A 26360-nucleotide genomic window follows, 5' to 3' on the forward strand; every position below is an offset into this window, starting at 1 on the left:
GGGGTGGGGGTTAGGCCAGGGGGAGGTAGACGCGGTTGCCGGTGGAGCGGAATTCGGCTGACTTGGTCTGCATGCCCCGGGCGGCGTACTCCTTGAGCTCCTGGGTGATCTTCATGGAGCAGAACTTCGGGCCGCACATGGAGCAGAAGTGCGCGGTCTTCGCCGGCTCCGCGGGGAGCGTCGCGTCGTGGTAGGCGCGCGCGGTCTCCGGGTCCAGTGACAGGTTGAACTGGTCCTCCCAGCGGAACTCGAACCGCGCCTTGGACAGCGCGTCGTCCCAGGCCTGGGCGCCGGGGTGTCCCTTGGCCAGGTCGGCCGCGTGCGCCGCGATCTTGTACGCGATCACGCCGGCCTTGACGTCGTCCCGGTCGGGCAGGCCGAGGTGCTCCTTGGGGGTGACGTAGCAGAGCATCGCGGTGCCGAACATGCCGATCATGGCGGCCCCGATCGCCGAGGTGATGTGGTCGTACGCGGGCGCGATGTCGGTGGTCAGCGGGCCGAGGGTGTAGAACGGTGCCTGGTGGCACCACTCCTGCTGGAGGTCCACGTTCTCCTTGATCTTGTGCATCGGCACGTGGCCGGGCCCCTCGATCATCACCTGGACGTCGTACTCCCAGGCGATCGTCGTCAGCTCGCCGAGGGTACGCAGCTCGGCGAACTGGGCCTCGTCGTTGGCGTCGGCGATCGAGCCGGGTCGCAGCCCGTCGCCGAGCGAGAACGTGACGTCGTACTTCGCCAGCAGCGAACACAGCTCGCGGAAGTTGGTGTAGAGGAAGTTCTCCTCGTGGTGCGCCAGGCACCAGGCCGCCATGATCGAACCGCCCCGGGAGACGATCCCGGTGACCCGGTCCACCGCCAGCGGCACGTACGGCAGCAGCACCCCCGCGTGCACCGTCATGTAGTCGACGCCCTGCTCGGCCTGCTCGATGACGGTCTCCCGGAACACCTCCCAGCTCAGCCTCACCGGGTCGCCGCCGACCTTCTCCAGCGCCTGGTAGATCGGCACCGTGCCGATCGGCACCGGCGAGTTGCGCACGATCGCCTCCCGGGTCTCGTGGATGCGCTTGCCTGTCGACAGGTCCATCACGGTGTCCGCGCCCCAGCGGGTGGCCCAGGTCAGCTTCTCCACCTCCTCGGCCACCGACGAGGTGACCGCCGAGGTGCCGATGTTGGCGTTCACCTTCACCAGGAACGCCTTGCCGATGATCGCCGGCTCGCACTCCGGGTGGTTGACGTTGAGCGGCAGCACCGCCCGCCCGGCGGCGATCTCGTCCCGGACGAACTCCGGCGGCACGCCCTCCCGGATCGCCACGAACTCCATCTCCGGGGTGACCATCCCGGCGCGGGCGTAGCAGAGCTGGGTGGGGCGTTGGGAGTCGACGCCGGCCAGCGGGGTTCCGGCGCCCCGGACCGGGGCCACGTCCCCCCGGGCGGCGATCCACGGCCCGCGCAGCGGCGGCAGCCCCACCTCCGGGTCCGAGCCGGGGCCGGAGGTGTCGTAGAGCCGTACCGGCGGGTCGTCCCCGGTCAGCTCCACCTCGGCGAACGGCACCCGGACGTCCGGCCGGGCCCCCTCGACGTAGACCTTGCGACGTGCCTGCATGACAGCCTCCCTGATGGTCATCGGGACCAGCCGAAGTGGTCCAGCGGGCCGCGTCCCGCGCCCAGTTCCCAACCCCGCGCGCCGGTCAGCGCGCGGGTGACGTACTCCTTGGCGGTGGCGACCGCGACCGGCACCGGGTCACCGGCCGCCAGCCGGACGGCGATCGCCGCCGAGAACGAACAGCCGGTGCCGTGGCTGTGCCGGGTGTCCACCCGGGGTGCGCGGAGCAGGGTGGTCGCCCCGCCGCCGGCCAGCACGTCGACCGACTCGCCGGCCGCGTCCACGTCACCGCCGGTGACCACCACGAACTCCGGGCCGGCGGCCGCCAGGTCCTGCGCCGCCACGACCATCTCCTCGACCGTGTCCACCGGGCGTCCGGTGAGGGCGGCGGCCTCCGCGCAGTTCGGCGTCGCCACCCGGGCGTACGGCAGCAGCCGCTCGACCGCCGCCACCACCCCGAGCCGGTGTCCACTGGTGGCGACGAGCACCGGGTCGACGACGAGGTGCGGCAGCCGGCCCGCCTTCGCCGCCTCGGCCACCGCGTCGGCTACCGCCGGGGTGCCGAGCATCCCGGTCTTCACCGCGCGCACCGCGAAGTCGGTGAGCACGCTGTCGAGCTGCTCGGTGACGGTGCGCGGGGGCAGCGGCAGCACGGCGTCCACGCCCCGGGTGTTCTGCGCGGTGACAGCGGTCAGCACACTCGTGCCGTACGCGCCGAGGGCGGCGAAGACCTTCAGGTCGGCCTGGATGCCGGCCCCGCCGCCGGAGTCCGAGCCGGCGATGGTGAGCACGGTCGTGGGCGTCATGTCGTCTCCTCGGGCCACGCCCCGCCGACCGGGATGCGGTCCGTCGGGCGGGGGGTCGAAGGGAAGGCGCTGGTGAGGGTGGCGGCGACCCCGGTCGGGTCGGCGGCGCGCATGATCGCGCCGAGCACCGCCACCCCGACCGCGCCCGCTCCGACACAGGCCGTCACCTGTGCCGGGGTCTCGATGCCGCCCAGGGCGAACACGGGCACCGGGCTGATCCGGACGAGCCGGCGCAGCCCGTCCGGGCGCAGGGGTGGGCCGTAGCCGGGTTTGCTGCGGGTGGTCCAGACCGGCGAGAGCGTCACGTAGTCCTCGGTGGTGAGTCGGGCCAGCTCCGCCGCGTCGTGGCAGGACCGACCGACGAGCCCGACGGCCGGCGGCGGGTACGGCCCGGGCGCTGCCAGATGCACCGCCCCACCGGCAGCGCCCGGACCCCGACCGAGCGGGTCAGGGCCAGCCGAGCCGTCGCCGAGCGGGTCTGGGCCGGCGACGATCAGGGTGCCGCCGGCCTCGGCCAGGACGGCCCGCAGGTCGACGGCGAGCGCCAGCCGACCGGCGCGGGGCAGGTCCTTCTCCCGCAGCACCACCCACCGCACGCCACCGCGTACCGCCTTCGCGACGACGTCGACGAGGTCGCCGCGCGCCGCCCGTCGGTCCGTCAGCAGCACCACCCCGGCCGGCCGGGGGACGGGTGTGGCGGCGGGGCGGGTCACAGGTCGGGCCTTCCGTCGTCGGGGGTGGAGGCGAGGGCGTGGAAGCGGCGGGGAATCCGCCCGGCGGTGTACGCGAGCCGTCCGGCCTGGACGCCGTACCGCATGGCGGTGGCCATCGCCGTCGGGTCGGCGGCCCGGGTGACGGCGCTGGCCAGCAGCACCCCGTCGCAGCCCAGCTCCATGGCGAGCGCCGCGTCGGAGGCGGTGCCGATCCCGGCGTCGAGGATCACCGGCACGTCGACGCCCTGCCGGATCAGCCGGATGTGGTGCGGGTTGGTCACCCCGAGGCCGGAGCCGATCGGCGCGCCGGCCGGCATCACCGCCGCGCAGCCGACGTCGGCCAGCCGACGGGCCAGCACCGGGTCGTCCGAGGTGTACGGCAGCACGACGAAGCCGTCGGCGACGAGTTCCTCGGCCGCCCGCAGCAGCTCCACCCCGTCCGGGAGCAGGGTCCGCTCGTCGCCGATCACCTCCAGCTTCACCCAGTCGGTGTCGAACGCCTCCCGGGCCAGCCGGGCCACCTTCACCGCCTCCCCTGCGGTGTAGCAGCCGGCGGTGTTGGGCAGCAGCCGCACCGCGCACCGGTCGAGCAGGTCGAGCAGGCCACCGGCGGTGCCGGGGGCGGTGTCGACCCGGCGCAGGGCGAGGGTGACAAGTTCGGTGCCGGAGGCCCGGATCGCCTGCTCCAGCACGTGCAGGTTGGCCGCGCCGCCGGTACCGAGGATGAGCCGGGAGGTGAAGGTCTGGTCGGCGATGGTGAGGGGCATCCCGGTCACCCGCCCTGGGCGGCGCTGAGCACCTCGACCCGGTCACCGTCGCGCAGCACGGCGCCCGGCCAGCCGCCCCGGGGAACCACCTCGCCGTTGACCGCGACGGCGAGGCCGCGCCGCTGCTCGGTGACGGCCCGGACCAGGTCCGCGACGGTCGATCCGCCGGCCAGCTCCCGGCCGACACCGTTGACGATCAGTCGCACGTCTCCTCCTCGTTCGCCGTGTGCCGGTCCCGTCCGACGCCGCCGGCCGTCGGCCGCGCCCCGGCCGGGGCGGCGAACCGGTCGGCGGTGAAGGGGGTGAGCAGCGGGTCCGGTTCGCCGTTGACGATCAGCTCGGTGATCAGGTCGGCGGTGACCGGGGTGAGCACGATGCCGTGCCGGTGGTGGCCGGTGGCGGCGAGCACTCCGGGCCGGCCGGGCAGCGGCCCGAGGATCGGCGCGTTGTCCGGGGTGCCGGGGCGCAGCCCGGCGACGGCCTCGACCAGCTCGTACTCGGCCAACTCCGGGGCCAGGTCGACGGCGGCGCGGAGCAGGCGCAGCACCGCACCGGCGGTCACCTCGGTGTCGGCACGCTCCTCGACGGTCGCCCCGACCACCACCTCGCCGCTGTCGCGAGGCACCAGGTAGACCGACTCGCCGTCGGCGTACCCGCGGATGACGTGCCGGAAGCCGGGCGGACGGCGATCGGGCGCGCGTAGCCGCAGGACCTGGCCCTTGACCGGGCGGACCGGCAGCCCGGTGAGCGCGGCGGCCCCGCAGCCGGCGGCGACCACGACGACCGGCGCGGCCAGCTCGGCCAGCCGGGTCACCGCGCCGGGGACCAGGGCCGCGCCGGCCCGTTCGGCGGCGACCCGCAGCGCGGCGACCAGCAGACGCGGGTCGACCTGGTGGTCACCGGGGGCGACCGCGCCGCCGCGCAGTCGCGGGGTCAACGCCGGCTCGCGGTCCCGCAGCTCCGACGGGCGCAGCGCGGTGATCGGCAATCCCAACCCCTGCTGGTACGACCAGAGCCGGCGCGCCTCGGCCAGGTCGTCCCCGGTCAGCCCGACGACGAGGGTGCCGTCGGTGCGGTACCCGAACCCGGTGCCGGCGGCCTCGGTCAGCTCGGCGGCGAAGCCCGGCCAGCGGGCGGCGGACTCGGCGAGCAACCCGGTCAGCTCCCGCTCGCCGAAGTACGCCTCGGCGACCGGGGCCAGCATCCCGGCGGCGACCCGCGACGCGCCGGAGCCGGGGGCCGGATCGTGCACGGTCACCCGCAGGCCGCGGGCGGCGCAGCGCCAGGCGATCGCCAGCCCGACCGGCCCCGCCCCGACGACGGCGACGTCCGGGCCGCTCAACACGTCAGCGCCGCGATCAGCTCGGCGGTGGCCCGCCCCGGGTCGGCGGCGGCGGAGAGCGCCCCGACCACCGCCACCCCGTACGCCCCGGCGGCCCGCAGCACCGGGACTGTGGCGACGGTGACCCCGCCGATGGCGATCACCGGCACGTCGACGGCCTCGGCGACGGCGCGGAGTCCGGCCGGGCCGATCGGGTCGGGCAGGCCGGTCTTGGTGCTGGTCGGGTGGCACGGACCGACGCCCAGGTAGCTGGCCCCGGCGGCGACCGCCCGCGCCGCGCCGCCGGGTTCCCGGGCGGTCGCGCCGAGTACGGCGGCACCACCGAGGATCCGTCGGGCCGCCGCGACGGGCAGGTCGTCCGCGCCGACGTGGCCGCCGTCGGCGTCCACCGCGAGGGCCACGTGCAGCCGGTCGTTGACCAGGCACGTCGCCCCGTACGGCAGGCAGAGCGCCCGCGCCTGCCGGGCCAGCTCGTACGCCTGCCGGTCGGTGGTCCCGTCGGTGACCCGGACCTGGACGACCAGGTCGGCGCGGGCTACCGGGAGGGCGGCGCGCAGCACGGCGAGCGGGTCGCACCCGGGTCGGGTGTCGGTGATCAGATGCAGTCGGCCGAGGGACGGCACGGCAACTCTCCTCCCTGCGCCGGCATTACCCGGATCAGGTTCGACGGTCGGGGGCTCTCAGCCCCCCTCTCAGCCCGGTGTACCGGGCTCCCGTGGGTTACGTGCCTGTCACCGTACGACAGATCCGCTGATCCGCCAAGGGGTGTTACATCGATCCAGCAGTGTCTATGATTACCTTTCTTGGCTTCTCTCCACATAAGCCGGAAATGCGAGTCGGCGATACCGAATCGTTACATGCTCATGCCTTGCCGGAAACCAATCCAGCGGCGCTAATTTGTTCAACCGATCGACATTATTCCGGTGACCGGCCTCGACGAGGTCGGCACCTGATCGCCACCGATGCGGACCTCGGCGGGCCCGCACCCATCCGACCGGGGACGGTCTGCGGCGAGTCGTCCCCATGCCCCCACCACTGTCCAGCACGGACATAAGGAGCATGGAGTGTCTCCATCCCGCCACCGCCGCGCACGTCGCGGCCCACTGGGCGCCGGGCTACTTGCCCTCTCCCTACTCGCCAGCGGTCTGATCGGCGGCACCCCCGCCCAGGCCGCTCCCGCCGCGGCGGCCCTGCCACAGGCCGCACCGGCACCCGCACCAGCGGCGGCAGCCGCCGCCGAACCCTTCTCGGTCCTGGTCTTCTCCAAGACCGCCGGATTCCGGCACGACGCCATCCCGGCCGGCATCGCCGCGATCCAGAAGCTCGGCACCGACAACGGGTTCACCGTCGACACCACCGAGGACGGGGCCGCCTTCAACGACGCCAACCTGGCGAAGTACCAGGCGGTCATCTGGCTCTCCACCACCGGTGACGTCCTCGACGCCACCCAGCAGGCCGCGTTCGAGCGCTACATCAAGGCCGGCGGCGGTTACGCAGGCGTGCACGCCGCCTCGGACACCGAGTACGACTGGGCCTGGTACGGCAACCTGGTCGGCGCGTACTTCTCCGGCCACCCGGCCAACCAGCAGGCCACCGTCAAGGTCGAGGACCACGCCCACCCGTCGACCGCCACCCTGCCGGACCGCTGGTCCCGCTTCGACGAGTGGTACAACTTCCGCACCAACCCGCGCTCCAAGGTGCACGTGCTGGCCAGCCTGGACGAGAAGTCCTACAGCCCGGGTGCCGGCGCGATGGGTGCGGACCACCCCACCGCCTGGTGCCAGGACTACGACGGCGGCCGGTCCTGGTACACCGGCGGCGGCCACACCCAGGCGTCGTACACCGAGCCGGAGTTCCTCTCCCACCTGCTCGGCGGCATCCGCACCGCGGCCGGGGTCGAGAACGCCGACTGCGGCGCCACCAAGACCTCGAACTTCGAGAAGATCACGCTGGACAGCAACACCAACAACCCGATGGAGCTGGACATCGCTCCGGACGGCCGGGTGTTCTACGCCGAGCGTGACGGCCGGGTGCAGATCGTGAAGCCGGACACCGGCAACACGGTCACCGCCGTCCGACTGGACGTCTTCACCGGCAACGAGGACGGCCTGCTCGGTCTCCGCCTCGACCCGAAGTTCACCACCAACAAGTGGATCTACCTGTACTACGCACCGGCCGGTGGCGCCCCGCGCAACTACCTGTCCCGGTTCACCGTCAACGGTGACACCATCGACAAGGCCACCGAGAAGGTCGTCCTCCAGGTCGACACCCAGCGCAACACCTGCTGCCACGCCGGCGGCAGCATGACCTTCGACTCGAAGGGCAACCTCTACCTCGCCACCGGCGACAACACCAACCCGTTCGAGTCGAGCGCCTTCACGCCGATCGACGAGCGGGCCGGCCGGCAGGACTACGACGCGCAGCGCAGCGCCGGCAACACCAACGACCTGCGCGGCAAGGTGATCCGGATCCACCCGGAGGACGACGGCACCTACACCGTCCCGACGGGGAACCTGTTCGCCCCGGGCACCGCGAAGACCCGTTCCGAGATCTTCGGCATGGGCTTCCGTAACCCGTTCCGGATCGGCGTCGACCAGAAGACCGACACCCTCTACGTCGCCGACTACGGGCCGGACGCCTCGGCGGCCAACCCGAACCGCGGCCCCGAGGGCCTGGTGGAGTGGAACATCGTCGCCACGGCCGGCAACTACGGCTGGCCGTACTGCACCGGCAACAACAAGGCGTACAACGACTACACCTTCCCGTCCGGGCCGAGCGGGGCGAAGTTCGACTGCGCCGCGCCGGTGAACGACTCGCCGAACAACACCGGCCTGACCAACCTGCCGCCGGCCATCGCGGCGACGGTGGACTACGGCTACGCCGGCGACCCGCGCTTCCCCGAGATCGGCGGCGGCGGCGCCCCGATGGGCGGCCCGGTCTACCGCTACGACGCCGACAGCACGTCCAGCCGCAAGTGGCCGGCGTACTACGACGGCAAGGCGCTCCTCGGCGAGTGGAACCAGTCGAAGATGTACACGATGCAGGTCAGCGCGGACGGCAAGTCGCTGATCGACATCAACCAGCTGCTCACCGGCATGCCGATGGTCCGCCCGATGGACTTCGAGTTCGGGCCGGACGGCGCGCTCTACATGATCGAGTGGGGCACCGGCTTCGGCGGCAACAACGACGACTCCGGGGTCTACCGGATCGACTACACCGCCGGTGACCGCGCCCCGATCGCCGAGGCCAGCGCCGACCCCACCTCCGGGGCCGCACCGCTGACCGTGAAGTTCTCCAGCGCCGGTTCCCGTGACCCCGACGGTGGCACGCTGACCTACGCCTGGAAGTTCGGTGACGGGCAGACCTCCACCGAGGCAAACCCCACCCACACCTACACCACCGCCGGCGACTACACCGCCCAGCTCACCGTGACCAACCCCAAGGGTCGTACCGCGGTGGCGAACGTGCCGGTGACGGTCGGCAACACCGCCCCGACGGTGACCATCGAGTTCCCGCCCAGCGGCGGCTTCTTCGAGTGGGGCGACCAGGTCAAGTACACGATCAAGGTGACCGACCCGGAGGACGGCGCCATCGACTGTGACCGGGTGCAGCTGCAGGTGCTGCTCGGCCACGACGAGCACGCCCACCCGCTGGAGCAGCACACCGGCTGCACCGGCACCGTGCAGACCTCGCTGGCGTCCGGGCACGGCGCGGAGGCGAACGTCTTCGCGGTCTTCGAGGCCACCTACACCGACGACGGCGGTTCCGGCAGCGCCGGCCCGCTGACCGGCCGGGCGATCGAGATCCTCCAGCCCAAGCGCAAGCAGGCCGAGTACTTCACGGCCACCGGTCGGGCCCCGGGCAGCACCGGCGGCGGTGACCCGGGCGTGCAGAAGGAGACCACCACCGACACCGCCGGCGGCGGCCAGAACATCGGCTTCATCGAGGACGGCGACTGGTGGTCGCTCGACCCGGCCAACCTGACCGGGGTCGACCAGATCCGGTTCCGGGCGGCCTCCGAGGTCCAGGGCGGTCGGATCGACGTGCACGCCGGCGCCGTCGACGGCCCGATCGTGGCGACGGCCGTCGTGCCCAGCACGGGCGGTTGGCAGCAGTTCGTCGACGTGACCGCGCCGGTGACCGGTGCGGCCGAGGGCGCGCTGTACTTCGTCGCCAAGGACCCGGCCGGCGGCACCGGTTCGCTGGTCAACGTCAACTGGATGGACTTCATCGGCCGGGGCGTCACCGACAACGCGCCGCCGCAGGTGACGGCCACCGCCACCCCGGCGACCGGCACCGCGCCGGTCACCGTCGCCTTCAAGGGCACGGCCACCGACGCCGAGGGCGACACCCCGCTGACGTACGCCTGGGACTTCGGTGACGGCGGGACGGCGACCACCCTGGACGCCACCCACACGTACACCACCCCGGGCACCTTCACCGCCACCCTGACGGTGACGGACAAGCGGGGCGCGAAGTCGTACGCGACCGTCCCGGTGAAGGTGGACGCGCCGACCAACTCCTGCCTCGGAGCGCGGTCGGACGACTTCGCCGGCAACAGCCTGAACAAGGACCGTTGGTCGGTCGTCCGGGAGAACCAGCTCTACTCGGTCTCCGACGGGGCGCTGCGGCTGCCCACCGCCTCCGGTGACCTGTACGGCACCCGCAACGACGCGACCAACCTGGTGCTCCAGCCCGCACCCAGCGGGGCCTGGCAGGCCACCACCAAGGTCACCGTGCCAGTCACCGCCGACTACCAGCAGGCCGGCCTGCTGATCTACGGCGACGACGACAACTACGCCAAGGTGGACCTGCTCTACGGCGGTTCCCGCAAGGTGGAGTTCATCCGGGAGACCGCGGCGACCCCGCGCAACGACGCGGCCGACGCCGTGGCCGCACCCGCCGGTGACACCATCTGGCTGCGGCTGATCAGCGACGGCACCAACCTCACCGCGGCGTACTCCACCGACGGTGCGACGTTCACCCCGGTCGGCCGGTCCGCCGCGCTGGCCGGCATCACCAACCCGCGGATCGGGCTGCTCGCCCTCAACGGCGGCACCACCGCGCCGGTGGTGGACGCGGTCTTCGACTCGTTCGTGGTCTCGCCGGACGCCCCGGCCGGCCCGGTCGCCCCGTCTGACGAGTTCACCGGCACCACGCTCGACAAGTGCCGGTGGAACGCGGTGCTCCGAGAGGACCCGGCCGCCTACCGGGTGGCCGACGGCGCGCTGAAGATCGACGTGCCGAAGGGTGACATCTACGGCACCAGCAACACCGGGCCGACGAACTTCATCCTCCAGACCGCGCCGACCGGCGACTGGACCCTGGAGACGAAGGTCGACGGCAGCGCGCTGGCCGAGCAGTACCAGCAGGCCGGTCTGATCGTCCACGCCGACGACGACAACTACGTCAAGTTGGACTTCATCGTGGACAACCAGGCCGGTCAGACGGCCTCCCGGCGGATCGAGTTCCGTGGCGAACTCGCCGGGGTGACGCAGAACCCGCAGCCGCAGGTCTCCAACCTGACCTCGGCGGTGTGGTACCTGCGGCTGGCCCGGGCCGGTGACACCTTCACCGCGTCCTACTCGGCGGACGGGCAGGAGTGGACCACGTTCGAGACGGTGACGAACAGCGCCGTCGGGGCCACCCCGAAGATCGGTCTGTTCACCCTCGGTGCGAACGCGGCCACCTCGAAGACGGCCTCGTTCGACTACTTCCGGCTCTCCACCAAGGCGGCCGACACGACCGCCCCGGTGACCACGGCCACCGTCTCCGGCACCCCGACCGAGGGTTGGCACAACGGCCCGGTCACCGTGACGCTGGCGGCTGCCGACGAGGCCGGCGGTAGCGGGGTGGCGAGCACCGAGTACCAGCTCGACGGGGCCACCACGTGGACCGCGTACACCGAGCCGGTGCAGGTCACCGGGGACGGCACGCACGAGGTGCGGTTCCGGTCGACCGACTCCGCCGGCAACGTGGAGGCGACGAAGAAGGTCGCCGTGAAGATCGACGCCACCGCGCCGGTCAGCTCGGCGGCGTTCGCCCCGGCGAACGACGACGGCTGGCACAACGGCACCGTCCCGGTGGTGATCACCTCCACCGACGCCGGTTCCGGGGTCAAGAAGCTGGAGTGGTCGCTCGACGGTGGCGCCTGGACGGCGTACACCACGCCGGTCGAGGTGACCGGGGACGGCACGCACGAGCTGCTGTACCGGGCCACCGACGCCGCCGGCAACGTCGAGTCGCTGAAGTCGGCGGTCGTGAAGATCGACGGCACCAAGCCGACGCTGCTGGTCTCCGGCATCGCCGACGGCCAGCTCTACGGTGACAGCCAGGACGTCCGGATCTCGTGGCAGGCGGTCGACCCGACCTCCGGCATCAAGACGACCTCCGGCGTGCTGGACGGCCGGGCGTACGCCAGCGGCACCCTGCAGGCGCTGTACGAGCTGCCGCTCGGCCTGCACGAGCTGAAGGTGACCGCGACCGACAAGGCGGGCAACTCCACCACCTCGTCGGTCCGGTTCTACGTCACCACCTCGTTCCGGGACATGCAGAACCTGCTGGACCGGTTCAAGGCGACCGGACGACTCTCCACCAAGGCGCACCGTCAGCTGTCCAACAAGCTGGACGCGGTGCGGGAGTCCGAGGCGGCGGGCAACGACAAGCGGGCGGTGCAGCAGTTGACCGCCTTCAAGGCGTTGGCCAACGATGCCGCCCTGGTGACCGACACCGACGTCCGGGACGTGCTGGTCCGGGACGCCGACGCCATGATCGTCCGGCTCGGTGGCGCGGCCACCAAGGCCGGCGTCAAGGCGAACGACAACAAGTCGGTGGACGGGGCCGGTCGGCTCGGTGCCGACCCCACCCGGATCGCCGCGGGCGGTTCGCTGTAACACCACCACTACCGGGGCCGCTCCCACCGTCGACACCGACGGTGGGGGCGGCCCCTCCACATCGGAAGGGGACGTCGATGCGTACCTTCAGAGTTTTCGCCGCCGCGCTGGTCGCGGCGGGCCTGGTGGCCCTGCCGGCGGGTCCGGCGGCGGCGCACGACGGCAAGTTGAAGCTGACAGTGGCCGGTGACGGGGCCGGCGGGATCACCGTGCAGGCCGTGCACGCCGACGGCCACCGCCTGGACCAGCCGGTGCTGCTCACCCTGACCGCCGAGGGCGAGGGTGGCCGGACGGCCGGGCCGGTGCAGATCGCCCCGGCGGCAGAGGGGCAGGGCTTCTACAGCAGCGGTGCGCTGCTCTCCCCCGGCGACTGGCGGGTGACTGTCAGCGCACCTGCCCCGTACCTCAGCACGGCGAGCGCCCGGGTGCAGGCCCGGGTGGCCCAGTCGCCGTCACCGGTCGCCGCCGCGCGCCCGGCGGCCGGGGCGGAGGCGGCCGGGGCCGGCTGGTGGCCGTGGCTGGCCGGCGGCCTCGTGGTGGTCGTCGCCGGGGCGGCCCTGCTGCTGTGGCGTCGCCGCCGCGCCGACCCCGGACCCGGAGGCCAACCGGCCGGGCTGGGCGGCTGACGACCGTCAGAGCAGGGCGTCCAGGGCGTCGAGGTCGGCGTCGGTGGGCTGCCAGGTGCCGGCGGCAGCGTTCGCCCGCACCTGCTCGGGGGTGGTCGCCCCGGCGATGACGGAGGCCACCGCAGGCCGGGCGGCCAGCCCGCCGATGGCGACCTGGAGCAGGCTGAGCCCCCGCTGCGACGCGTACGACTCCAGCGCCTCGATGGTGTCCCAGCGGGCGGCGGCCAGCCGCTCGGCGTACCGGCCACCGCCGGAGAGGCGGCTGCCGGCGGGCGGGGCGGCGTTGCGCTGGTACTTGCCGGTGAGCAGCCCGTTGGCCAGCGGGAAGAACGGCAGCAGACCCAGGCCGAAGCGCTCGCAGGCCGGGACGATCTCCACCTCGGCGTCCCGGTGCAGCAGGTTGTAGTGGTTCTGCGCGCTGACGAACCGGGTCAGCCCCCGGGTCTTCGCCGTCCAGTCGGCGTCGGCGATCTGCCAACCGGAGAAGTTGGAGTTGCCCAGGTAGCGCACCTTGCCGGCGCGGACCAGGTCGTCCAGCGCGGCGAGCGTCTCGTCGACCGGGGTGTCCGGGTCGGGCTCGTGCAGCTGGTAGAGGTCGATGTGGTCGGTGCCGAGCCGGCGCAGTGACGCCTCGACGGCCCGTACGACGTACCGCCGGGAGCCGCGCACCCCGAAGTCGCGGCCGTTGCGGCCGCCCATCGACATGCCGAACTTGGTTGCCAGCACCACGTCGTCCCGCCGACCCTTGAGGGCCTGCCCGAGCAGCTCCTCGGAGCCACCCGGCGGCTCGCCGTAGATGTCGGCGGTGTCGAAGAAGGTGATCCCGGCGTCGAGCGCGGCGTCGACCACCGCCCGGGTGCCGTCGAGGTCGAGCTTGCGGCCGAAGTTGTTGCAGCCGATGCCGACCACGGACACCACGAGCCCGGAGTCGCCCAGCCGGCGGTAGGTCATCTCAGTCACGGGATCCACCCTATGCCGGCCGGACCGGCCCCGACCGGCGACGACCCCGCCCGATGACCAGGCGTGGTCGGCCCCTCACGGTCCATGCGGGTGGCTCAGCCCACGTCCCAGACCGGCTCCGGGGTCTCCACCACGTCGCCGTCGCCCCGGAACAGCACGAAGCGGTCGAACGAGCGGGTGAACCAGCGGTCGTGGGTGACCGCGACCACCGTCCCGGCGAACGCGGCCATCCCCGCCTCCAACGCCTCGGCCGAGGCCAGGTCGAGGTTGTCGGTCGGCTCGTCGAGCAGCAGCAGGGTGGCCCCGGACAGCTCCAGCAGCAGCACCAGGAACCGGGCCTGCTGACCGCCGGACAGGGTGCCGAAACGTTGGTCTCCCTGACCGGCCAGCTCGTAGCGGCTCAACGCCGCCATCGCCGCGTGCCGGTCCATCCCCTGCCGGTGCTCGTCGCCCCGCCACAGCGCCTCGACCAGGGTCTTCGCCATCAGCTCCGGCCGGTCGTGGGTCTGCGAGAAGTGCCCCGGCCGGACCCGGGCGCCGAGCCGGACCGCTCCGCCGTGGGCCACCGGGGCGAGTGCGGCGGCCCCGTCGACCGGGCCGTTGGCCGGGTCGGGGTCGGTGCCGCCCCGGGCCAGCAGGCGCAGGAAGTGCGACTTGCCGGTGCCGTTGGCACCGAGCACCGCCACCCGGTCGCCGTACCACAGCTCCAGGTCGAAGGGGTAGGTCAGGCCGTCGAGCTCAAGCTGCTCGCAGATCACCGCGCGCTTGCCGGTCCGCCCGCCGGCCAGCCGCATCCGGATGTCCTGGTCCTTCGGCGGTACGGGCGGCGGCCCGGCCTCCTCGAACTTGCGCAACCGGGTCTGCGCGGCCTGGTAGCGGGAGGCCAACCCGTCGTTGTAGGCGGCCTTCTGCTTGTACATCAGCATCAGCTCACGCAGCTTCTGGTGCTCCTCGTCCCAGCGGCGGCGCAGCTCGTCGAGGCGGGCGTGCCGGGCCGTCCGGGCCTCGTGCCAGCTGGCGAAGCCGCCCGGGTGCACCCATGCGCTGCCCCCTTCCACGGCGACCACCCGGTCGGCGGTGTGCGCCAGCAGCTCCCGGTCGTGCGAGACGTACAGCACCGACTTGGCGGACTCGCGCAGCCGCTGCTCCAGCCAGCGTTTGCCGGGCACGTCGAGGAAGTTGTCCGGCTCGTCGAGCAGCAGCACCTCCTCGGTGCCGCGCAGCAGCAGCTCCAGGGCGAAGCGCTTCTGCTGGCCCCCGGAGAGGGTCCGCACCGGCCGGTCCCGGGACGCGTCCCAGGGCAGGTCGAGCACGGTGGTGGTGACGGTGTCGAAGAGCACCTCGGCGTCGTACCCGCCGGCCTCGCCCCAGGCGGCAAGCGCGTCCGCGTACGCCAGCTGGGCCTTGCCGGCGGCGGTGCTGTACTTGCCACGCAGCTCGGCCGCCCGCATGGCCTGCTCGGTGTCGGCGAGCCGGCGACCGGCGTCGCGCAGCGCCGGCGGGGCCAGCGACAGGGCCAGGTCGGCAAGCGTCGACTCGTCGCCGATCATGCCGATGAACTGCCGCATCACCCCGAGCCCACCGGAGCGGGCGATCGCGCCGGTGCGCACCGGCAGGTCACCGGCGACCATCCGCAGCAGCGTCGTCTTGCCGGCGCCGTTCGGCCCGACCAGGGCGACCTTGGCACCCTCACCGACCCGGAACGACACGTCGGAGAAGAGCTCCCGACCGTCCGGGAGGATGTGCCCGACCGCTGCCACGTCCACGTATCCCACGCCGGCATCCTGCCCGAGGCGCGGGGCCGGGCGACACCGGATTACCGGGTGACCCGCAGCACCCGGTAGCCCTTCTGGCCGGCGTGCCGGGTCACCGCGAAGCCCTCGTCGGACAGCCAGCGGTGCAGCGAGTCGCCGCCTAGGTGCCGGGCCACCACCAGCCAGCCGACACCGTCCGGGGCGAGCCGGGGCAGCCAGTGGCGCAGCAGCCCGTGCAGCTCGGGCTTGCCGATGTGGATCGGCGGGTTGGACCAGACCTGGGTGAAGGTGACGTCGGCCGGCACCTCGTCCGGGGCGACCGCGCGTACCCGGTCGGCGGCGTCGATCCGGGCGGCGTTCGCGGCGGTCAACGCACGGGCCCGCTCGTTGACGTCGACCGCCCACACGGTGGCGGTCGGGGCGAGGTCGGCCAGCACGCAGCTGATCGGCCCGAACCCGGAGCCGATGTCGAGCAGGTGGCCGCCGGTCGCGGCGGTCGGCAGGTCGGCCTTGCGCAGCAGAACGGCGGTGCCGGGGTCGAGCCGGGCGGCGGAGAAGACGCCGCTGGCGGAGGCCAGCGCGTAGTCACGCCCGGCGACGTGGAACTCGACCTCGCGGGGGCGGGCCGGGGCGCTGGGCTCCGGGGTGAAGTAGTGGTCGCCGGTCACCGGGGCATTCTTCCACCAGCCCGCCGCCAGCCCGCCGCCAGCCTGCCGGCGAACGGCGAAGTGGATTCGACGCGCCCACGTACACTTTTCCCGGTTTTATCACCTAAAGAGGCGATGAACCCTACTCTGAGCGACATGGTATATCGGTACGAGTCCGCTGAGGACGCGTTTGAGGAGAACCCGCAGCCCGGGGCGGATCTACCGCTGTTCCAGCCCGCCCCGACCGCACCGGCCGGACCCTCCCCGTCCCGCTTCCCGGCCCCCTCACTGCCCCGGGCCAACCGGCCGGCCCTCCCGGCCGCCGACCCCGTCCCGGTCCGCTCCTCCGTCCAGGTGCCGCCCACGGGCGCCCACGGTCACACCCACACGTCCGCATCGGACGGCCCCCGGTCCCGCCGCACCGGTGACGGTCGGGGTGGCCGGCTCTGGCAGGTCGTCGTCGGTGGGGCCGCCGTGCTGATGCTGTTCGGCCTCTGCGGACTCGGCGGAGCCGTCCTGCTCATCGACCGCACCTCCACCGACGACCCGGCGCAGAACGGGCAGGCCACGCCGACCGCGCCGCCGAGCACCGCCGCCCCGGTCGCCGCCGGCCCGCTGGACTCCCGGGGCACCGACCGGCAGCCGTTGACGGTCAAGGAGGTCTTCCCGGACAAGAAACTGGTCGTCGGCGCCGACCGGCACGAGTACCAGGTGCTCAAGACCCAGTCCAGCGGCAGTTGCGCCGTCGCGGCCACCGGTGAGATCGCCGATCTGCTTGTCACCCTCGGCTGCAGCCAGGTGGTCCGGGCCACGCTGCGCTCCCCGGACGACGACCACCTGGTCACCGCCGGCCTGTTCAACCTGACCGACCTGGCCACCGCCCAGCGTGTCCGGGACCGGATCCGGCCGCTGCTCGACGACCGGCGGGGCCGGTTCCGGGGCATGCCCACGGGGGACGACACCGAGTCCATCGCCACCGCCGCCGCCCGCGTCGCCTGGCAGGTACGCGGCCACTACGTCGCCTACTGCCTGGTGACCCGGGAGGACGGCGGTGCCGTCCCGGCAGGTGACCCCGGCATCCGCGAGATCATCTACGACCTGGTCGAACTGCATCTCGACAAGGGCGTGCTGGACCGCCGGGCGGGCGGCGTCAGCGTGGACCAACCCGATCCGAAGACCACCGGGCGCTCGGCCACCCCGCGCGCCGGAGAATCGAAGACCGCAACCCCGTCCGCCACCCCGCGCCGCGACGACCCGGACACCGACGAGCTACCCGGCGACTGACACCCGCTGGCGGAGGCCCGGCCGTCCTGTCCGGGTCTCCGTCTCCTGAACTGCCGGCTCGGCCCCGACAGCGGGACCGGTCGCTACGCCGGCTCGACGGGCAGCCAGAGTTCGCGTGTCGTGGTGCGGGGGGCGTCCGCCGGTTCGGGCACCGCGACGATCTCCGGGCCCGGCCGCAGGCGCCACGGGGTGAAGGGAAACCACTCGGTTGCGACCGCGGCCCAGGTCTGCTGCAGGATCCGCGGATGCGACCCCACAGCCCGGATGACCACCCAGCGGCCCGCCGGGACCTCGATGACGTCGAGGTCGGCCGGGACCGGCGTGCTCGGGGACACGGCGACCCCGTGCAGGTAGGTCAACTCACTGCCCTCGCCGTAGTCCGCGTCGAGGTCGTCGCAGACCGCGAGCAGGCCGCCCGGCTCAACGTCGCCGAGTGTCTTCAAGCGCAGGTGCTCCTCAGCCGGCAGCGCCGCGATGTGCTGCTGGACGTACGGGTTGACGCCTCGGTGGATCAGGGGAACCCGGGCAGCATGCCCCACGAGCCGGAATGCGGGACGGTCGACGATGCGGGTTTCCATGCGTTCGTTCCCTTCGGCAGTGGGCGGAACCTGGGCCGTGGTGCTGGGCGACAGTGCCTCCGTATCGTGACCGGCGCTGATGCGGCGTACCCGACGGAAGCGGAGCGGAAGGTGTCGGGCGGTCGGGAGCGGTGCCACCACACGATGGGGGCATGGACGACACGACACTGGTATCCCGGTTCCTTCGCGACGGCTTCGTGAAGTTGGCGGGCGCCGTCGCGCCGCGCGTGGCCGCCGACTGCGCGCGGCTGCTGTGGCGGGAGACCGGCTGCGATCCGGACGACCCCGCCACCTGGACGCAGCCCGTGCACTGGGTGCCCGGCATGGCGCAGGGGCCGTTCGCCGCCGCACCCAATTCTCCGTTCCTCCATCACGCGTACGACCTGCTCGTCGGCGCGGGACGCTGGGAGCCGCGCTACTCACTGGGCACGTTCCCGTTGCGCTTCCCGCACCGGGACGAGCCGGAAGACGCGGGCTGGCACATCGAGGGCAGCTATCTGCCGGAGGGTGCGAGCTGGTACTTCACGAATGTTCGCTCCCAGGGCCGGGCGCTGCTGATGTTGTTCCTGTTCAGCGAGGTCGGCGCAGAGGACGCTCCGACCCGGATCCGGGTCGGCTCACACCTCGACGTGCCGAACGTGCTGGAGAGGTACGGGGAGGACGGGGCGAGCGGGCTCGACCTCGCGCCCGAGCTGGTGGCGGCGTCGGACCACCGGCCACTCGCCCTGGCCACCGGCTCTCCGGGGGACGTCTTCCTCTGCCATCCGTTCCTGGTGCACGCGGCGCAACCGCACCACGGGACGCGGCCGCGCTTCATGGCCCAGCCGCCGCTGATGCCGGCGGCACCGTACGAGCTGGAACGGGCCGACGGTGCGTACTCGCCCGTGGAGATCGCGATCCGCCGAGGACTCGGGCAGGACACCCCCGCTCCTGAGGTACCGGGAAGGCGGGGACAACGGTGAGGGGGCGGGTGAGTGGCCGCAACGCGCGATTCCAGCAGTGGGAGGCTCTGCTCCGCAACCGGACCAAGCGGCAGCGTCGCGGCGAATTCCTCGTGCAGGGCGTACGCCCGATCACCATGGCCATCGAACACGGCTGGCAGGTCCGGGAGCTGCTCCACGACGCCGACGTCCAGTTGTCCGACTGGGCACGCGGAGCCCTGGACACCGTCCAGGCCGAGAGGTACGCCGTCTCCCCCGACCTGATGCATGAGCTGGGCGGCAAGGCGGACACGGTTCCGGAGCTGCTGGCCGTGGTCGCCCTACCGGAGGACGATCTGTGCCGCATCCCGACCGGACCGACCATGCTCACCGTCGTGTTCGACCGGCCCACCAGCCCCGGCAACATCGGGACACTCATCCGGTCCGCAGACGCCTTCGGCGCGTCCGGCGTCATCGTCACCGGCCATGCCGCCGATGTGTACGACCCGAAGGCGGTGCGGGCGAGCACCGGCTCGGTGTTCGCGCTGCCCGTGGTCAGGGCGCCCTCGCACCAGGCCGTGCTGTCCTGGGTCGCCGACGTGCGCGCCGACGGTATCCGCATCGGCATCGCGGGTACCGATGAGCACGCCGCACTTGATGCCGCCGAGTACGACTTCACGCAACCCACGCTGACCCTGATCGGCAACGAGACCACCGGTCTCAGCGTCGGCTGGCGTGAAGCCTGCGACCAGCTCATCCGGGTCCCGATGTCCGGGGCCGCCAGCTCCCTGAACGCGGCGGCCGCCGCTACCGTCGTGCTCTACGAGTCGGCACGCCAGCGCAACGCTGCCGCCCGCCGGTAGCGCAACCGCGACGCTGCGGTGGGCTGACCGGGCTAGGACTCCACGGGAAGGCGTAGCCGGCGGGTCCGGTCGGCGCGGCGGGCGTACTCGGCCGGGTCGTCCGGGTAACCGACGGCGACCAGGGTCAACCCGTGCGCCGGCGCGACTGTCACCTCGCTGGACCGCTCCCGCCGGGCGAGCAGGCCACCCGGCCAGTCGACCGGGCGTCGACCGTCCCCGGCGGTCAGCATCGCCCCCACCAGGCTGCGCACCATCGCCTGGCAGAACGCGTCGGCCTGCACGGTGGCGACCAGGATGCCGTCCGGGTCCCGCCGCCAGTCCAGCCGGGTCACCTCACGCAGCGTGGTGGCGTTCTCCTTGCGCCGGCAGTACGCGGCGAAGTCGTGCTCCCCGACCAGGCCGGTCGCCGCCGCCTGCAACGCGACCAGGTCCAGCGGGCGGGGCCAGGCGAGGATGTCCCGCCGACGCAGCGGCTCGGTGCCCCATGGGGCGTCGGTCACCCGGTACTCGTAGCGGCGGAAGGTCGCCGAGAAGCGGGCGTCGAAGTCGACAGGCACCTCGGTCATCGCCCGGACCCGTACGTCGCCGGGGAGCAGCCGGGCAAGCCGGCGCAGCAGCCGTCCCCGATGCTCCCGCCAGACGCCGCCGGGCAGGTCGAGGTGGCAGACCTGGCCGGCGGCGTGCACCCCGGCGTCCGTCCGGCCGGCCACTGTCAACCCGGTAACGGTGCCCGCCCCGAGCACCAGGTCCATTGTCTCGACCAGCACCCCGGCCACTGTGCGCCGGGTCGGCTGGACGGCCCAGCCGGAGAAGTCGGTGCCGTCGTACGAGACGTCCAGCCGCAGCCGGATCCGCTCGTCCACCTCGTACCTCCCCTCGACGGCGTCGGGCCCGGCACCCCAGGAAGGGATGCCGGGCCCGACGATGCTGCCGGTGCTCAGGCCTTGTTCTCGGTGGCCTCGTTGGTCTCGGTGGCCTCGTCGCTGTCCTCGCGGGCGGCGGCGGTGTCACCGGACGCCGAGACCGGCGCCTCGGAGTCCTGGTCGGCCGGGGCCGCCGGGGTCTCCTCGGCCGGGGCGAGCGCCTCGACCTTGTCCTGCTGGGCGCTCTTGCGGGCGGCGGTCTTCTTGTTCGCCTTGGGCTCGGCGACCTGAAGCTCCTCGACCAGCTCGATGATCGCCATCGGAGCGGCGTCACCCTTGCGCGGACCGGTCTTCACGATCCGGGTGTAACCACCGTTGCGGTTGGCGTACCGGGGCGCGATCTGGTCGAACAGGGAGTAGACCACGTCCTTGTCCTTGACGACGCCCAGCACCCGACGACGGGAGGCGAGGTCGCCCCGCTTGGCCTTGGTGATGAGCTGCTCGGCCAGCGGACGCAGCCGCCGGGCCTTCGTCTCGGTGGTCTGGATCTTGCCGTGCTGGAACAGCGCGGTGGCCAGGTTGGCCAGCATCAGCCGCTCGTGCGCGGGGCTGCCGCCGAGGCGGGGGCCCTTGGTGGGCGTGGGCATGCTTGGTGCTCCTCAGGTGTGGCGGCAGCGCGGACTAGAGCTGCTCGGTCTCGCGATAGTCGTCGGTGTCGTAGTCGGCCTCACCGAAGGCGTCCACGACGTGTGCCGGGTCGAAGTTCGGGGCCGAGTCCTTCAGCCCCAGACCCATCCCGGCGAGCTTCATCTTGACCTCGTCGATCGACTTCTGACCGAAGTTCCGGATGTCGAGGAGGTCGGCCTCGGTACGCCCGATCAGCTCACCAACGGAGTTGATGCCCTCGCGCTTGAGGCAGTTGTAGGAGCGGACGGTGAGGTCCAACTCCTCGATCGGCAGGGCCAGGTCCGCCGCCAGCTGGGCGTCCTGCGGGGACGGCCCGATGTCGATGCCCTCGGCGGTCTCGTCCAGCTCCCGGGCCAGCCCGAAGAGCTCCACCAGCGTCGAACCGGCGGAGGCCAGCGCGGTACGCGGGCCCATCGACGGCTTGGTCTCGACGTCGATGATCAGCCGGTCGAAGTCGGTCCGCTGCTCGACGCGGGTCGCCTCGACGCGGTACGTCACCTTCAGCACCGGCGAGTAGATCGAGTCGACCGGGATCCGGCCGATCTCGGCGCCGGCCTGCTTGTTCTGCGCCGCCGTCACGTAGCCGCGACCCCGCTCGACGGTCAGCTCCATGTCGAGCCGGCCCTTGCCGTTGAGGGTGGCGAGCTTGAGGTCGGGGTTGTGCACCGAGACGCCGGCCGGGGGCTGGATGTCGCCCGCGGTGACGTCGCCCGGACCCTGCTTGCGCAGGTACATGCTGACCGGCTCGTCGTGCTCGGAGCTGACGCAGAGCTCCTTGATGTTCATGACGAGCTCGACCACGTCCTCCTTGACCCCGGGGATCGTGGTGAACTCGTGCAGCACACCGTCGATCTTGATCGAGGTGACCGCGGCACCCGGGATGGACGACAGCAGCGTACGCCGCAGCGAGTTGCCCAGGGTGTAGCCGAAGCCGGGCTCCAGCGGCTCGATGGTGAACCGGGAGCGGGTCTCGTTGATCGACTCTTCGGAGAGAGACGGTCGCTGGCTGATGAGCATTTCTTCTCTTCTCTTCCGGGGCGCCCGCTATATGACGCCCACGACACAAACCGTTCCGGTGGCCCGCCCCGGAGGACGGGCCACCGCAACGAGCCCTTACTTGGAGTAGAGCTCGACGATCAGCTGTTCCTGGACCTGGGTGTCGATCACCTGACGGGCCGGGAGCGAGTGCACCAGGACCTTCATCTGGCTCGGGATCGCCTCCAGCCACGCCGGAACCGTCTTCGAGCCGGCCTGGGCCTGCGCCACGATGAACGGGGTGAGCTCCTTGCTCTTGCCCCGGACCTCGATGATGTCGTGCTCCTTGACCCGGTACGACGGGATGTCGACCTTCTTGCCGTTCACGGTGAAGTGACCGTGCTTGACAAGCTGGCGGGCCATGTCCCGCGAGTGCGCGTAACCGGCCCGGTAGACCACGTTGTCGAGGCGCGACTCGAGGATCTGCAGGAGGACCTCACCGGTCTTGGCCTGCTTGGCCACCGCCTCCTCGTAGTAACCGCGGAACTGCTTCTCCAGCACGCCGTACACGCGGCGGGCCTTCTGCTTCTCGCGGAGCTGGAGCAGGTACTCCGTCTCCTTCGTGCGGCCACGACCGTGCTGCCCGGGCGGGAACGGCCGGGACTCGAACGGGCACTTCGGACCATCGCACTTGCTGCCCTTGAGGAACAGCTTCATCTTCTCCCGCCGGCAACGGCGGCAGTCAGCACCGGTGTAACGAGCCATCTCTCTCTAACCTCTCAGACCCGACGACGCTTCGGCGGACGGCACCCGTTGTGCGGCTGCGGGGTGACGTCGGCGATCTGGCCGACCTCCAGCCCGACGGCCTGCAGCGAGCGGATGGCGGTTTCCCGGCCGGAGCCGGGGCCCTTGACGAACACGTCGACCTTGCGCATGCCGTGCTCCATCGCCCGACGCGCGGCGGCCTCGGCGGCCAGCTGCGCGGCGAACGGGGTCGACTTGCGGGAGCCCTTGAAGCCCACCTGGCCGGCGGAGGCCCAGGAGATGACCGCACCGGTCGGGTCCGTGATGGACACGATGGTGTTGTTGAAGGTGCTCTTGATGTGCGCCTGCCCGTGGGCGACGTTCTTGCGTTCCTTGCGCCGGACCTTCTTGACAGCGGCTCCGGCACGAGCCTTCGGTGGCATAAGTCTTCTGCGCTCCTAGTTGACTTCCCGATACAGGTTGCGGCCTGGCCTAGCTCGGCGGACCCAGACCCGTATTCCGGTCTACGTCTTACTTCTTGCCGGGCTTCTTCTTGCCGGCGACGGTCCGCTTCGGGCCCTTGCGGGTGCGGGCGTTGGTCCGCGTCCGCTGGCCACGCACGGGCAGGCCCCGGCGGTGCCGGATGCCGGCGTAGCAGCCGATCTCGACCTTGCGGCGGATGTCAGCGGCGACCTCGCGGCGCAGGTCGCCTTCAACCTTGTAGTTCGACTCGATGTGGTCGCGGAGCTGGACCAGCTCCTCGTCCGTGAGGTCCCGAGCGCGCTTGTCCGGCGAGATGCCGGTGGCGGCGAGCGTCTCCTGGGCACGGGTGCGACCGACCCCGAAGATGTAGGTGAGCGCGATCTCCATCCGCTTCTCGCGGGGGAGATCCACGCCGACTAGACGTGCCATGTGCGGGCGTACTCCTCGTGATGTTGTGGCGGAGGTGTGGACCCGTCCCATCCCGCTACCGACCTGTCCGCCTCCGGCGCGAGATGCGCCGGCGACCGGACGGCCGCTGCCCGAGCGGGCCCCGGCCTCCGACCGGGGGTTGGCCACGAGAAGATACGCATGCGTACGTTCCGCGGCTGGGACGAGCTGGTGACGTGTTGTCGTCGGATCTGCGCGACCCGGACCGGTCCGCCGCCCTCCGTAAGTCACGGAAGGCGGGATCGGATCAGCCCTGGCGCTGCTTGTGGCGCGGGTCGCTGCAGATCACCATGACCCGGCCGTGCCGGCGGATAACCCGGCACTTGTTGCAGATCCTCTTGACGCTCGGCTTGACCTTCACGGTTGCCTTACTTCCCATCTGGCCCGGCGACGCGATGACCGCGACTCCGGACGTCGAAGACGGACACGGGGACTTCCCGGCCGCCGTCAGGCTTACTTGTAGCGGTAGACGATGCGCCCGCGGGTCAGGTCGTACGGCGAGAGTTCGACGACGACCCGGTCCTCCGGCAGGATGCGGATGTAGTGCTGCCGCATCTTGCCGCTGATGTGAGCCAGCACCTTATGGCCGTTCGCGAGCTCCACCCGGAACATTGCGTTCGGCAGAGGCTCGATGACCCGACCCTCGATCTCGATGGCTCCGTCTTTTTTCGGCATGTACTCCGCTGTCCTGACGTCGGTTGCTCCGGACGGCCCACAACGTCTTACACGGGTCTTCCGATGGTCATCGGGGACCCGCGCCAGCCGCGGCTCCAGCTCCCACCGAAGCGCGGGGTGGGCATGCCGGAGTGGACGCTGTGCGCCGATCTGAAAGTCTACGCCCGCCTACGGGCCGTCGCCAAACCGGCCACCCGTGGCGTCACCCACTCGGACGAAAACGGACACCAGGCCCGCCCCGAGAGCCTCGTGCCGGCCCGGCTGTTCTGGGACGACGTTCCCACCCGTCCCGACCCACAGCAGGCCCCGCTCGACGTCAGCGATCGTGCCGGCGCCGCTCCCGGCGTTCCCGCCGGCGGACAGCCCGGCCCGCCCGCCGCCGGTCCCGCCGGGCTACGTCCCGCGCAGGCGCCCCGGTGGCGAACCCACCCGCGGTACGGAAGAGCAACACGACCCCCCACGGGCCGAGCGCCCATACCGGCCAGTAGAACAGCAGGTCCCGGCTGCCGAGTGCGGAGATCGCCCAGATAGCGGTCAGGATGGCCGCGACCCGCAGCCAGGGCCCCCACACCTCGGCCAACCAGCGTCCGGAGACGGCACCGGTCGGTCCGCCGGCCGCCAGCTCCCCGTCCACCGGCTGCCCGGTCGTGGCACCCTGCCCGGTCGTGGCACCCTGCCCGGGACCCGCCGCAGAGCCGTGACCGACCGGCTCCGGCGGTATCGCCGGGGCCGCGCCGGGACCGACCGGCGCCAGGGCGGACCGCTGCGCGGAGGCCGGTCCCGGCAGATCCGCCAGCACCGTGTCCAGTTCCGCGTAGGTCTTCGCCCCGTACGTCCGCTGCAGGCGCTCGTCGTACTCGTGCAGATCGAGCCGGCCCTCCTCCAGGGCGAGCCGGAGCCGCTCCGCGGTCGCCTCCCGGTCGGTGTCAGCCGCCCTCATCCGATCCCGCCCCTCCATGCCGGCAAGCATGACACTCCGGGTCCAGCGACGCCGACCGGCACCGCCACCGGCTCGGTCCTCGCCAACCACGGCCCCACCCGAATCGTGTCCCCACCACCCACGACCCCACCCGAATCGTGTCCCCACCACCCACGACCCCACCCGAATCGTGTCCCCACCACCCACGACCCCACCGACCTACGACCCCACCAGTTCGTCTCCGTGCGGGCCCATGTCCACGCGGGCCGCCACTCCCCGCCGCCTCACCCCCACTCCCGCCCACTCCCGCTCACGCTTGCCCACGCCACCCCCACCTCACCCCCACTCCCGCCCGTCCATGTCCATGCCGTCCCATGCCGGCCCGTGCTCATGCCCCGGCCGGCCCGCACCCACGCCGGCCCATGCCCACACCGGCCCACGCCGGCCCATGCTCATTCCCCCGCCAGCCCGCACCCACGCCAGCCCACACCCACACACCCACGCCGGCCCACGCCCACGCCAGCCCACACCCACACACCCACGCCGGCCCATACTCTCGCCGGCCCAGATCCGTGCCGGCCCCCCGCCCGCCGACCCGTACCGCTGCGGCCCCGGTCGTCGCGCCGCCTCCGCCCCACCCACACATGTCGCCGACGCTTTGGAGCTGATGACGTTTCCGATTCACCCTGTCTGTCAGGGTGAGTTGGGGCCAGCGGCTCGTAGCAAGTCCGCCGGACAGGGCGAGTTCAGGATCGAGAAGCGTTGAATACTGCTGTTGACGTCGTGACGGCCCAGGATGGGGTCATGAGTC

25 protein-coding genes and 1 riboswitch are annotated in these 26360 nt (G+C 72.2%); of the genes, 5 read left to right on the plus strand and 20 right to left on the minus strand.

Going from position 1 to position 26360, the window contains the following annotated elements:
* Window positions 1-10 precede the first annotated feature (10 nt).
* The 7 genes from thiC to thiE form a co-directional block, all read right to left on the minus strand.
* Complete coding sequence (gene thiC, locus AC0AIB_RS27565) at window positions 11-1603, minus strand: phosphomethylpyrimidine synthase ThiC (RefSeq protein ID WP_328342899.1); 1593 nt, start codon at window positions 1601-1603, stop codon at window positions 11-13.
* 17 nt (window positions 1604-1620) lie between these two features.
* A complete protein-coding gene (gene thiD / locus AC0AIB_RS27570) occupies window positions 1621-2409 on the minus strand; it encodes a bifunctional hydroxymethylpyrimidine kinase/phosphomethylpyrimidine kinase (protein WP_328342897.1) in 789 nt (262 codons plus the stop codon).
* Window positions 2406-3122 carry a thiamine phosphate synthase gene (locus tag AC0AIB_RS27575; RefSeq protein ID WP_465097784.1) on the minus strand — a complete coding sequence of 239 codons (717 nt, stop codon included), beginning with the start codon at window positions 3120-3122 and terminating at the stop codon, window positions 2406-2408. The genes thiD and AC0AIB_RS27575 overlap by 4 nt, the downstream gene beginning before the upstream one ends.
* Window positions 3119-3889 (minus strand): thiazole synthase, encoded by a 771-nt coding sequence (locus tag AC0AIB_RS27580; RefSeq protein WP_465097785.1) that lies wholly within the window; start codon window positions 3887-3889, stop codon window positions 3119-3121. The genes AC0AIB_RS27575 and AC0AIB_RS27580 overlap by 4 nt, the downstream gene beginning before the upstream one ends.
* 5 nt (window positions 3890-3894) lie before the next feature.
* Window positions 3895-4095 (minus strand): sulfur carrier protein ThiS, encoded by a 201-nt coding sequence (gene thiS, locus AC0AIB_RS27585; RefSeq protein ID WP_328342893.1) that lies wholly within the window; start codon window positions 4093-4095, stop codon window positions 3895-3897.
* A complete protein-coding gene (gene thiO, locus AC0AIB_RS27590; RefSeq protein ID WP_465097786.1) occupies window positions 4086-5234 on the minus strand; it encodes a glycine oxidase ThiO in 1149 nt (382 codons plus the stop codon). Before thiO ends, thiS begins: the two co-directional genes overlap by 10 nt.
* Window positions 5228-5854 carry a thiamine phosphate synthase gene (gene thiE / locus AC0AIB_RS27595; protein ID WP_328342890.1) on the minus strand — a complete coding sequence of 209 codons (627 nt, stop codon included), beginning with the start codon at window positions 5852-5854 and terminating at the stop codon, window positions 5228-5230. Before thiE ends, thiO begins: the two co-directional genes overlap by 7 nt.
* A riboswitch (TPP riboswitch) is annotated at window positions 5849-5958 on the minus strand. Its footprint overlaps the gene before it by 6 nt.
* Before the next feature lie 337 nt (window positions 5959-6295).
* On the opposite strand from thiE, the gene AC0AIB_RS27600 reads away from it, so the two are divergent.
* On the plus strand, window positions 6296-12124 hold the full coding sequence (locus AC0AIB_RS27600) for a ThuA domain-containing protein (RefSeq protein WP_465097787.1): 5829 nt from the start codon (window positions 6296-6298) through the stop codon (window positions 12122-12124).
* Window positions 12125-12201: 77 nt separating this feature from the next.
* Entirely contained in the window at window positions 12202-12750 is a 549-nt protein-coding gene (locus AC0AIB_RS27605; RefSeq protein ID WP_465097788.1) for a hypothetical protein, read from the plus strand.
* Window positions 12751-12756: 6 nt separating this feature from the next.
* Here the strand turns inward: AC0AIB_RS27605 and AC0AIB_RS27610 are convergent, their stop codons facing one another.
* From AC0AIB_RS27610 to AC0AIB_RS27620, 3 genes are all read right to left on the minus strand, one after another.
* Entirely contained in the window at window positions 12757-13719 is a 963-nt protein-coding gene (locus tag AC0AIB_RS27610; protein ID WP_328342884.1) for an aldo/keto reductase, read from the minus strand.
* A gap of 86 nt (window positions 13720-13805) precedes the next feature.
* Window positions 13806-15485 carry an ABC-F family ATP-binding cassette domain-containing protein gene (locus AC0AIB_RS27615; RefSeq protein ID WP_328342882.1) on the minus strand — a complete coding sequence of 560 codons (1680 nt, stop codon included), beginning with the start codon at window positions 15483-15485 and terminating at the stop codon, window positions 13806-13808.
* 41 nt (window positions 15486-15526) lie between these two features.
* On the minus strand, window positions 15527-16132 hold the full coding sequence (locus AC0AIB_RS27620) for a class I SAM-dependent methyltransferase (RefSeq protein ID WP_328342880.1): 606 nt from the start codon (window positions 16130-16132) through the stop codon (window positions 15527-15529).
* 135 nt (window positions 16133-16267) lie between these two features.
* Between AC0AIB_RS27620 and AC0AIB_RS27625 the strand changes: the two genes are divergently transcribed.
* Window positions 16268-17395, plus strand: coding sequence for a hypothetical protein (locus AC0AIB_RS27625; RefSeq protein WP_328342878.1), 1128 nt, complete (start codon window positions 16268-16270; stop codon window positions 17393-17395).
* 83 nt (window positions 17396-17478) lie between these two features.
* Here AC0AIB_RS27625 and AC0AIB_RS27630 read toward each other — a convergent pair whose 3' ends face one another.
* Window positions 17479-17973: a GyrI-like domain-containing protein gene (locus AC0AIB_RS27630; protein ID WP_465097789.1), complete on the minus strand. Its 495-nt coding sequence runs from the start codon at window positions 17971-17973 to the stop codon at window positions 17479-17481.
* Between the two features lie 152 nt (window positions 17974-18125).
* On the opposite strand from AC0AIB_RS27630, the gene AC0AIB_RS27635 reads away from it, so the two are divergent.
* Together AC0AIB_RS27635 and AC0AIB_RS27640 are read left to right on the plus strand one after the other, a co-directional pair.
* Window positions 18126-18935: a phytanoyl-CoA dioxygenase family protein gene (locus AC0AIB_RS27635; RefSeq protein ID WP_328342874.1), complete on the plus strand. Its 810-nt coding sequence runs from the start codon at window positions 18126-18128 to the stop codon at window positions 18933-18935.
* An 8-nt stretch (window positions 18936-18943) separates the two neighbouring features.
* Window positions 18944-19756 carry a TrmH family RNA methyltransferase gene (locus AC0AIB_RS27640; protein ID WP_328342872.1) on the plus strand — a complete coding sequence of 271 codons (813 nt, stop codon included), beginning with the start codon at window positions 18944-18946 and terminating at the stop codon, window positions 19754-19756.
* 32 nt (window positions 19757-19788) lie between these two features.
* Here AC0AIB_RS27640 and truA read toward each other — a convergent pair whose 3' ends face one another.
* The 9 genes from truA to AC0AIB_RS27685 form a co-directional block, all read right to left on the minus strand.
* Window positions 19789-20619 (minus strand): tRNA pseudouridine(38-40) synthase TruA, encoded by an 831-nt coding sequence (gene truA / locus AC0AIB_RS27645; RefSeq protein WP_465097790.1) that lies wholly within the window; start codon window positions 20617-20619, stop codon window positions 19789-19791.
* Between the two features lie 74 nt (window positions 20620-20693).
* Window positions 20694-21266, minus strand: coding sequence for a 50S ribosomal protein L17 (gene rplQ / locus AC0AIB_RS27650; RefSeq protein ID WP_067301474.1), 573 nt, complete (start codon window positions 21264-21266; stop codon window positions 20694-20696).
* Between the two features lie 34 nt (window positions 21267-21300).
* Window positions 21301-22323, minus strand: a complete 1023-nt coding sequence (locus tag AC0AIB_RS27655) for a DNA-directed RNA polymerase subunit alpha (RefSeq protein WP_007073009.1) — start codon at window positions 22321-22323, stop codon at window positions 21301-21303.
* Between the two features lie 96 nt (window positions 22324-22419).
* On the minus strand, window positions 22420-23046 hold the full coding sequence (rpsD, locus tag AC0AIB_RS27660) for a 30S ribosomal protein S4 (protein ID WP_067301470.1): 627 nt from the start codon (window positions 23044-23046) through the stop codon (window positions 22420-22422).
* 14 nt (window positions 23047-23060) lie between these two features.
* Window positions 23061-23468: a 30S ribosomal protein S11 gene (gene rpsK / locus AC0AIB_RS27665; protein WP_030329919.1), complete on the minus strand. Its 408-nt coding sequence runs from the start codon at window positions 23466-23468 to the stop codon at window positions 23061-23063.
* Window positions 23469-23556: 88 nt separating this feature from the next.
* On the minus strand, window positions 23557-23937 hold the full coding sequence (gene rpsM, locus AC0AIB_RS27670) for a 30S ribosomal protein S13 (RefSeq protein WP_091241981.1): 381 nt from the start codon (window positions 23935-23937) through the stop codon (window positions 23557-23559).
* Window positions 23938-24202: 265 nt separating this feature from the next.
* Complete coding sequence (gene rpmJ, locus AC0AIB_RS27675) at window positions 24203-24316, minus strand: 50S ribosomal protein L36 (RefSeq protein ID WP_043965539.1); 114 nt, start codon at window positions 24314-24316, stop codon at window positions 24203-24205.
* A gap of 92 nt (window positions 24317-24408) precedes the next feature.
* Entirely contained in the window at window positions 24409-24630 is a 222-nt protein-coding gene (infA, locus tag AC0AIB_RS27680; RefSeq protein ID WP_007073013.1) for a translation initiation factor IF-1, read from the minus strand.
* Between the two features lie 316 nt (window positions 24631-24946).
* Entirely contained in the window at window positions 24947-25570 is a 624-nt protein-coding gene (locus AC0AIB_RS27685) for a DUF1707 SHOCT-like domain-containing protein (RefSeq protein WP_328342864.1), read from the minus strand.
* Between the last annotated feature and the right edge of the window lie 790 nt (window positions 25571-26360).

This window comes from Micromonospora sp. DSM 43699 (assembly GCF_055517075.1).

Coding starts and splice junctions, on each gene's coding strand:
- thiC (WP_328342899.1), bottom strand. CDS start 1,603: ATGCAGGCACGTCGCAAGGTCTACGTCGAGGGGGCCCGGCCGGACGTC.
- thiD (WP_328342897.1), bottom strand. CDS start 2,409: ATGACGCCCACGACCGTGCTCACCATCGCCGGCTCGGACTCCGGCGGC.
- AC0AIB_RS27580 (WP_465097785.1), bottom strand. CDS start 3,889: ATGCCCCTCACCATCGCCGACCAGACCTTCACCTCCCGGCTCATCCTC.
- AC0AIB_RS27605 (WP_465097788.1), top strand. CDS start 12,202: ATGCGTACCTTCAGAGTTTTCGCCGCCGCGCTGGTCGCGGCGGGCCTG.
- AC0AIB_RS27625 (WP_328342878.1), top strand. CDS start 16,268: ATGGTATATCGGTACGAGTCCGCTGAGGACGCGTTTGAGGAGAACCCG.
- AC0AIB_RS27630 (WP_465097789.1), bottom strand. CDS start 17,973: ATGGAAACCCGCATCGTCGACCGTCCCGCATTCCGGCTCGTGGGGCAT.
- AC0AIB_RS27635 (WP_328342874.1), top strand. CDS start 18,126: ATGGACGACACGACACTGGTATCCCGGTTCCTTCGCGACGGCTTCGTG.
- rplQ (WP_067301474.1), bottom strand. CDS start 21,266: ATGCCCACGCCCACCAAGGGCCCCCGCCTCGGCGGCAGCCCCGCGCAC.
- AC0AIB_RS27655 (WP_007073009.1), bottom strand. CDS start 22,323: ATGCTCATCAGCCAGCGACCGTCTCTCTCCGAAGAGTCGATCAACGAG.
- rpsD (WP_067301470.1), bottom strand. CDS start 23,046: ATGGCTCGTTACACCGGTGCTGACTGCCGCCGTTGCCGGCGGGAGAAG.
- rpsK (WP_030329919.1), bottom strand. CDS start 23,468: ATGCCACCGAAGGCTCGTGCCGGAGCCGCTGTCAAGAAGGTCCGGCGC.
- rpsM (WP_091241981.1), bottom strand. CDS start 23,937: ATGGCACGTCTAGTCGGCGTGGATCTCCCCCGCGAGAAGCGGATGGAG.
- infA (WP_007073013.1), bottom strand. CDS start 24,630: ATGCCGAAAAAAGACGGAGCCATCGAGATCGAGGGTCGGGTCATCGAG.
- AC0AIB_RS27685 (WP_328342864.1), bottom strand. CDS start 25,570: ATGAGGGCGGCTGACACCGACCGGGAGGCGACCGCGGAGCGGCTCCGG.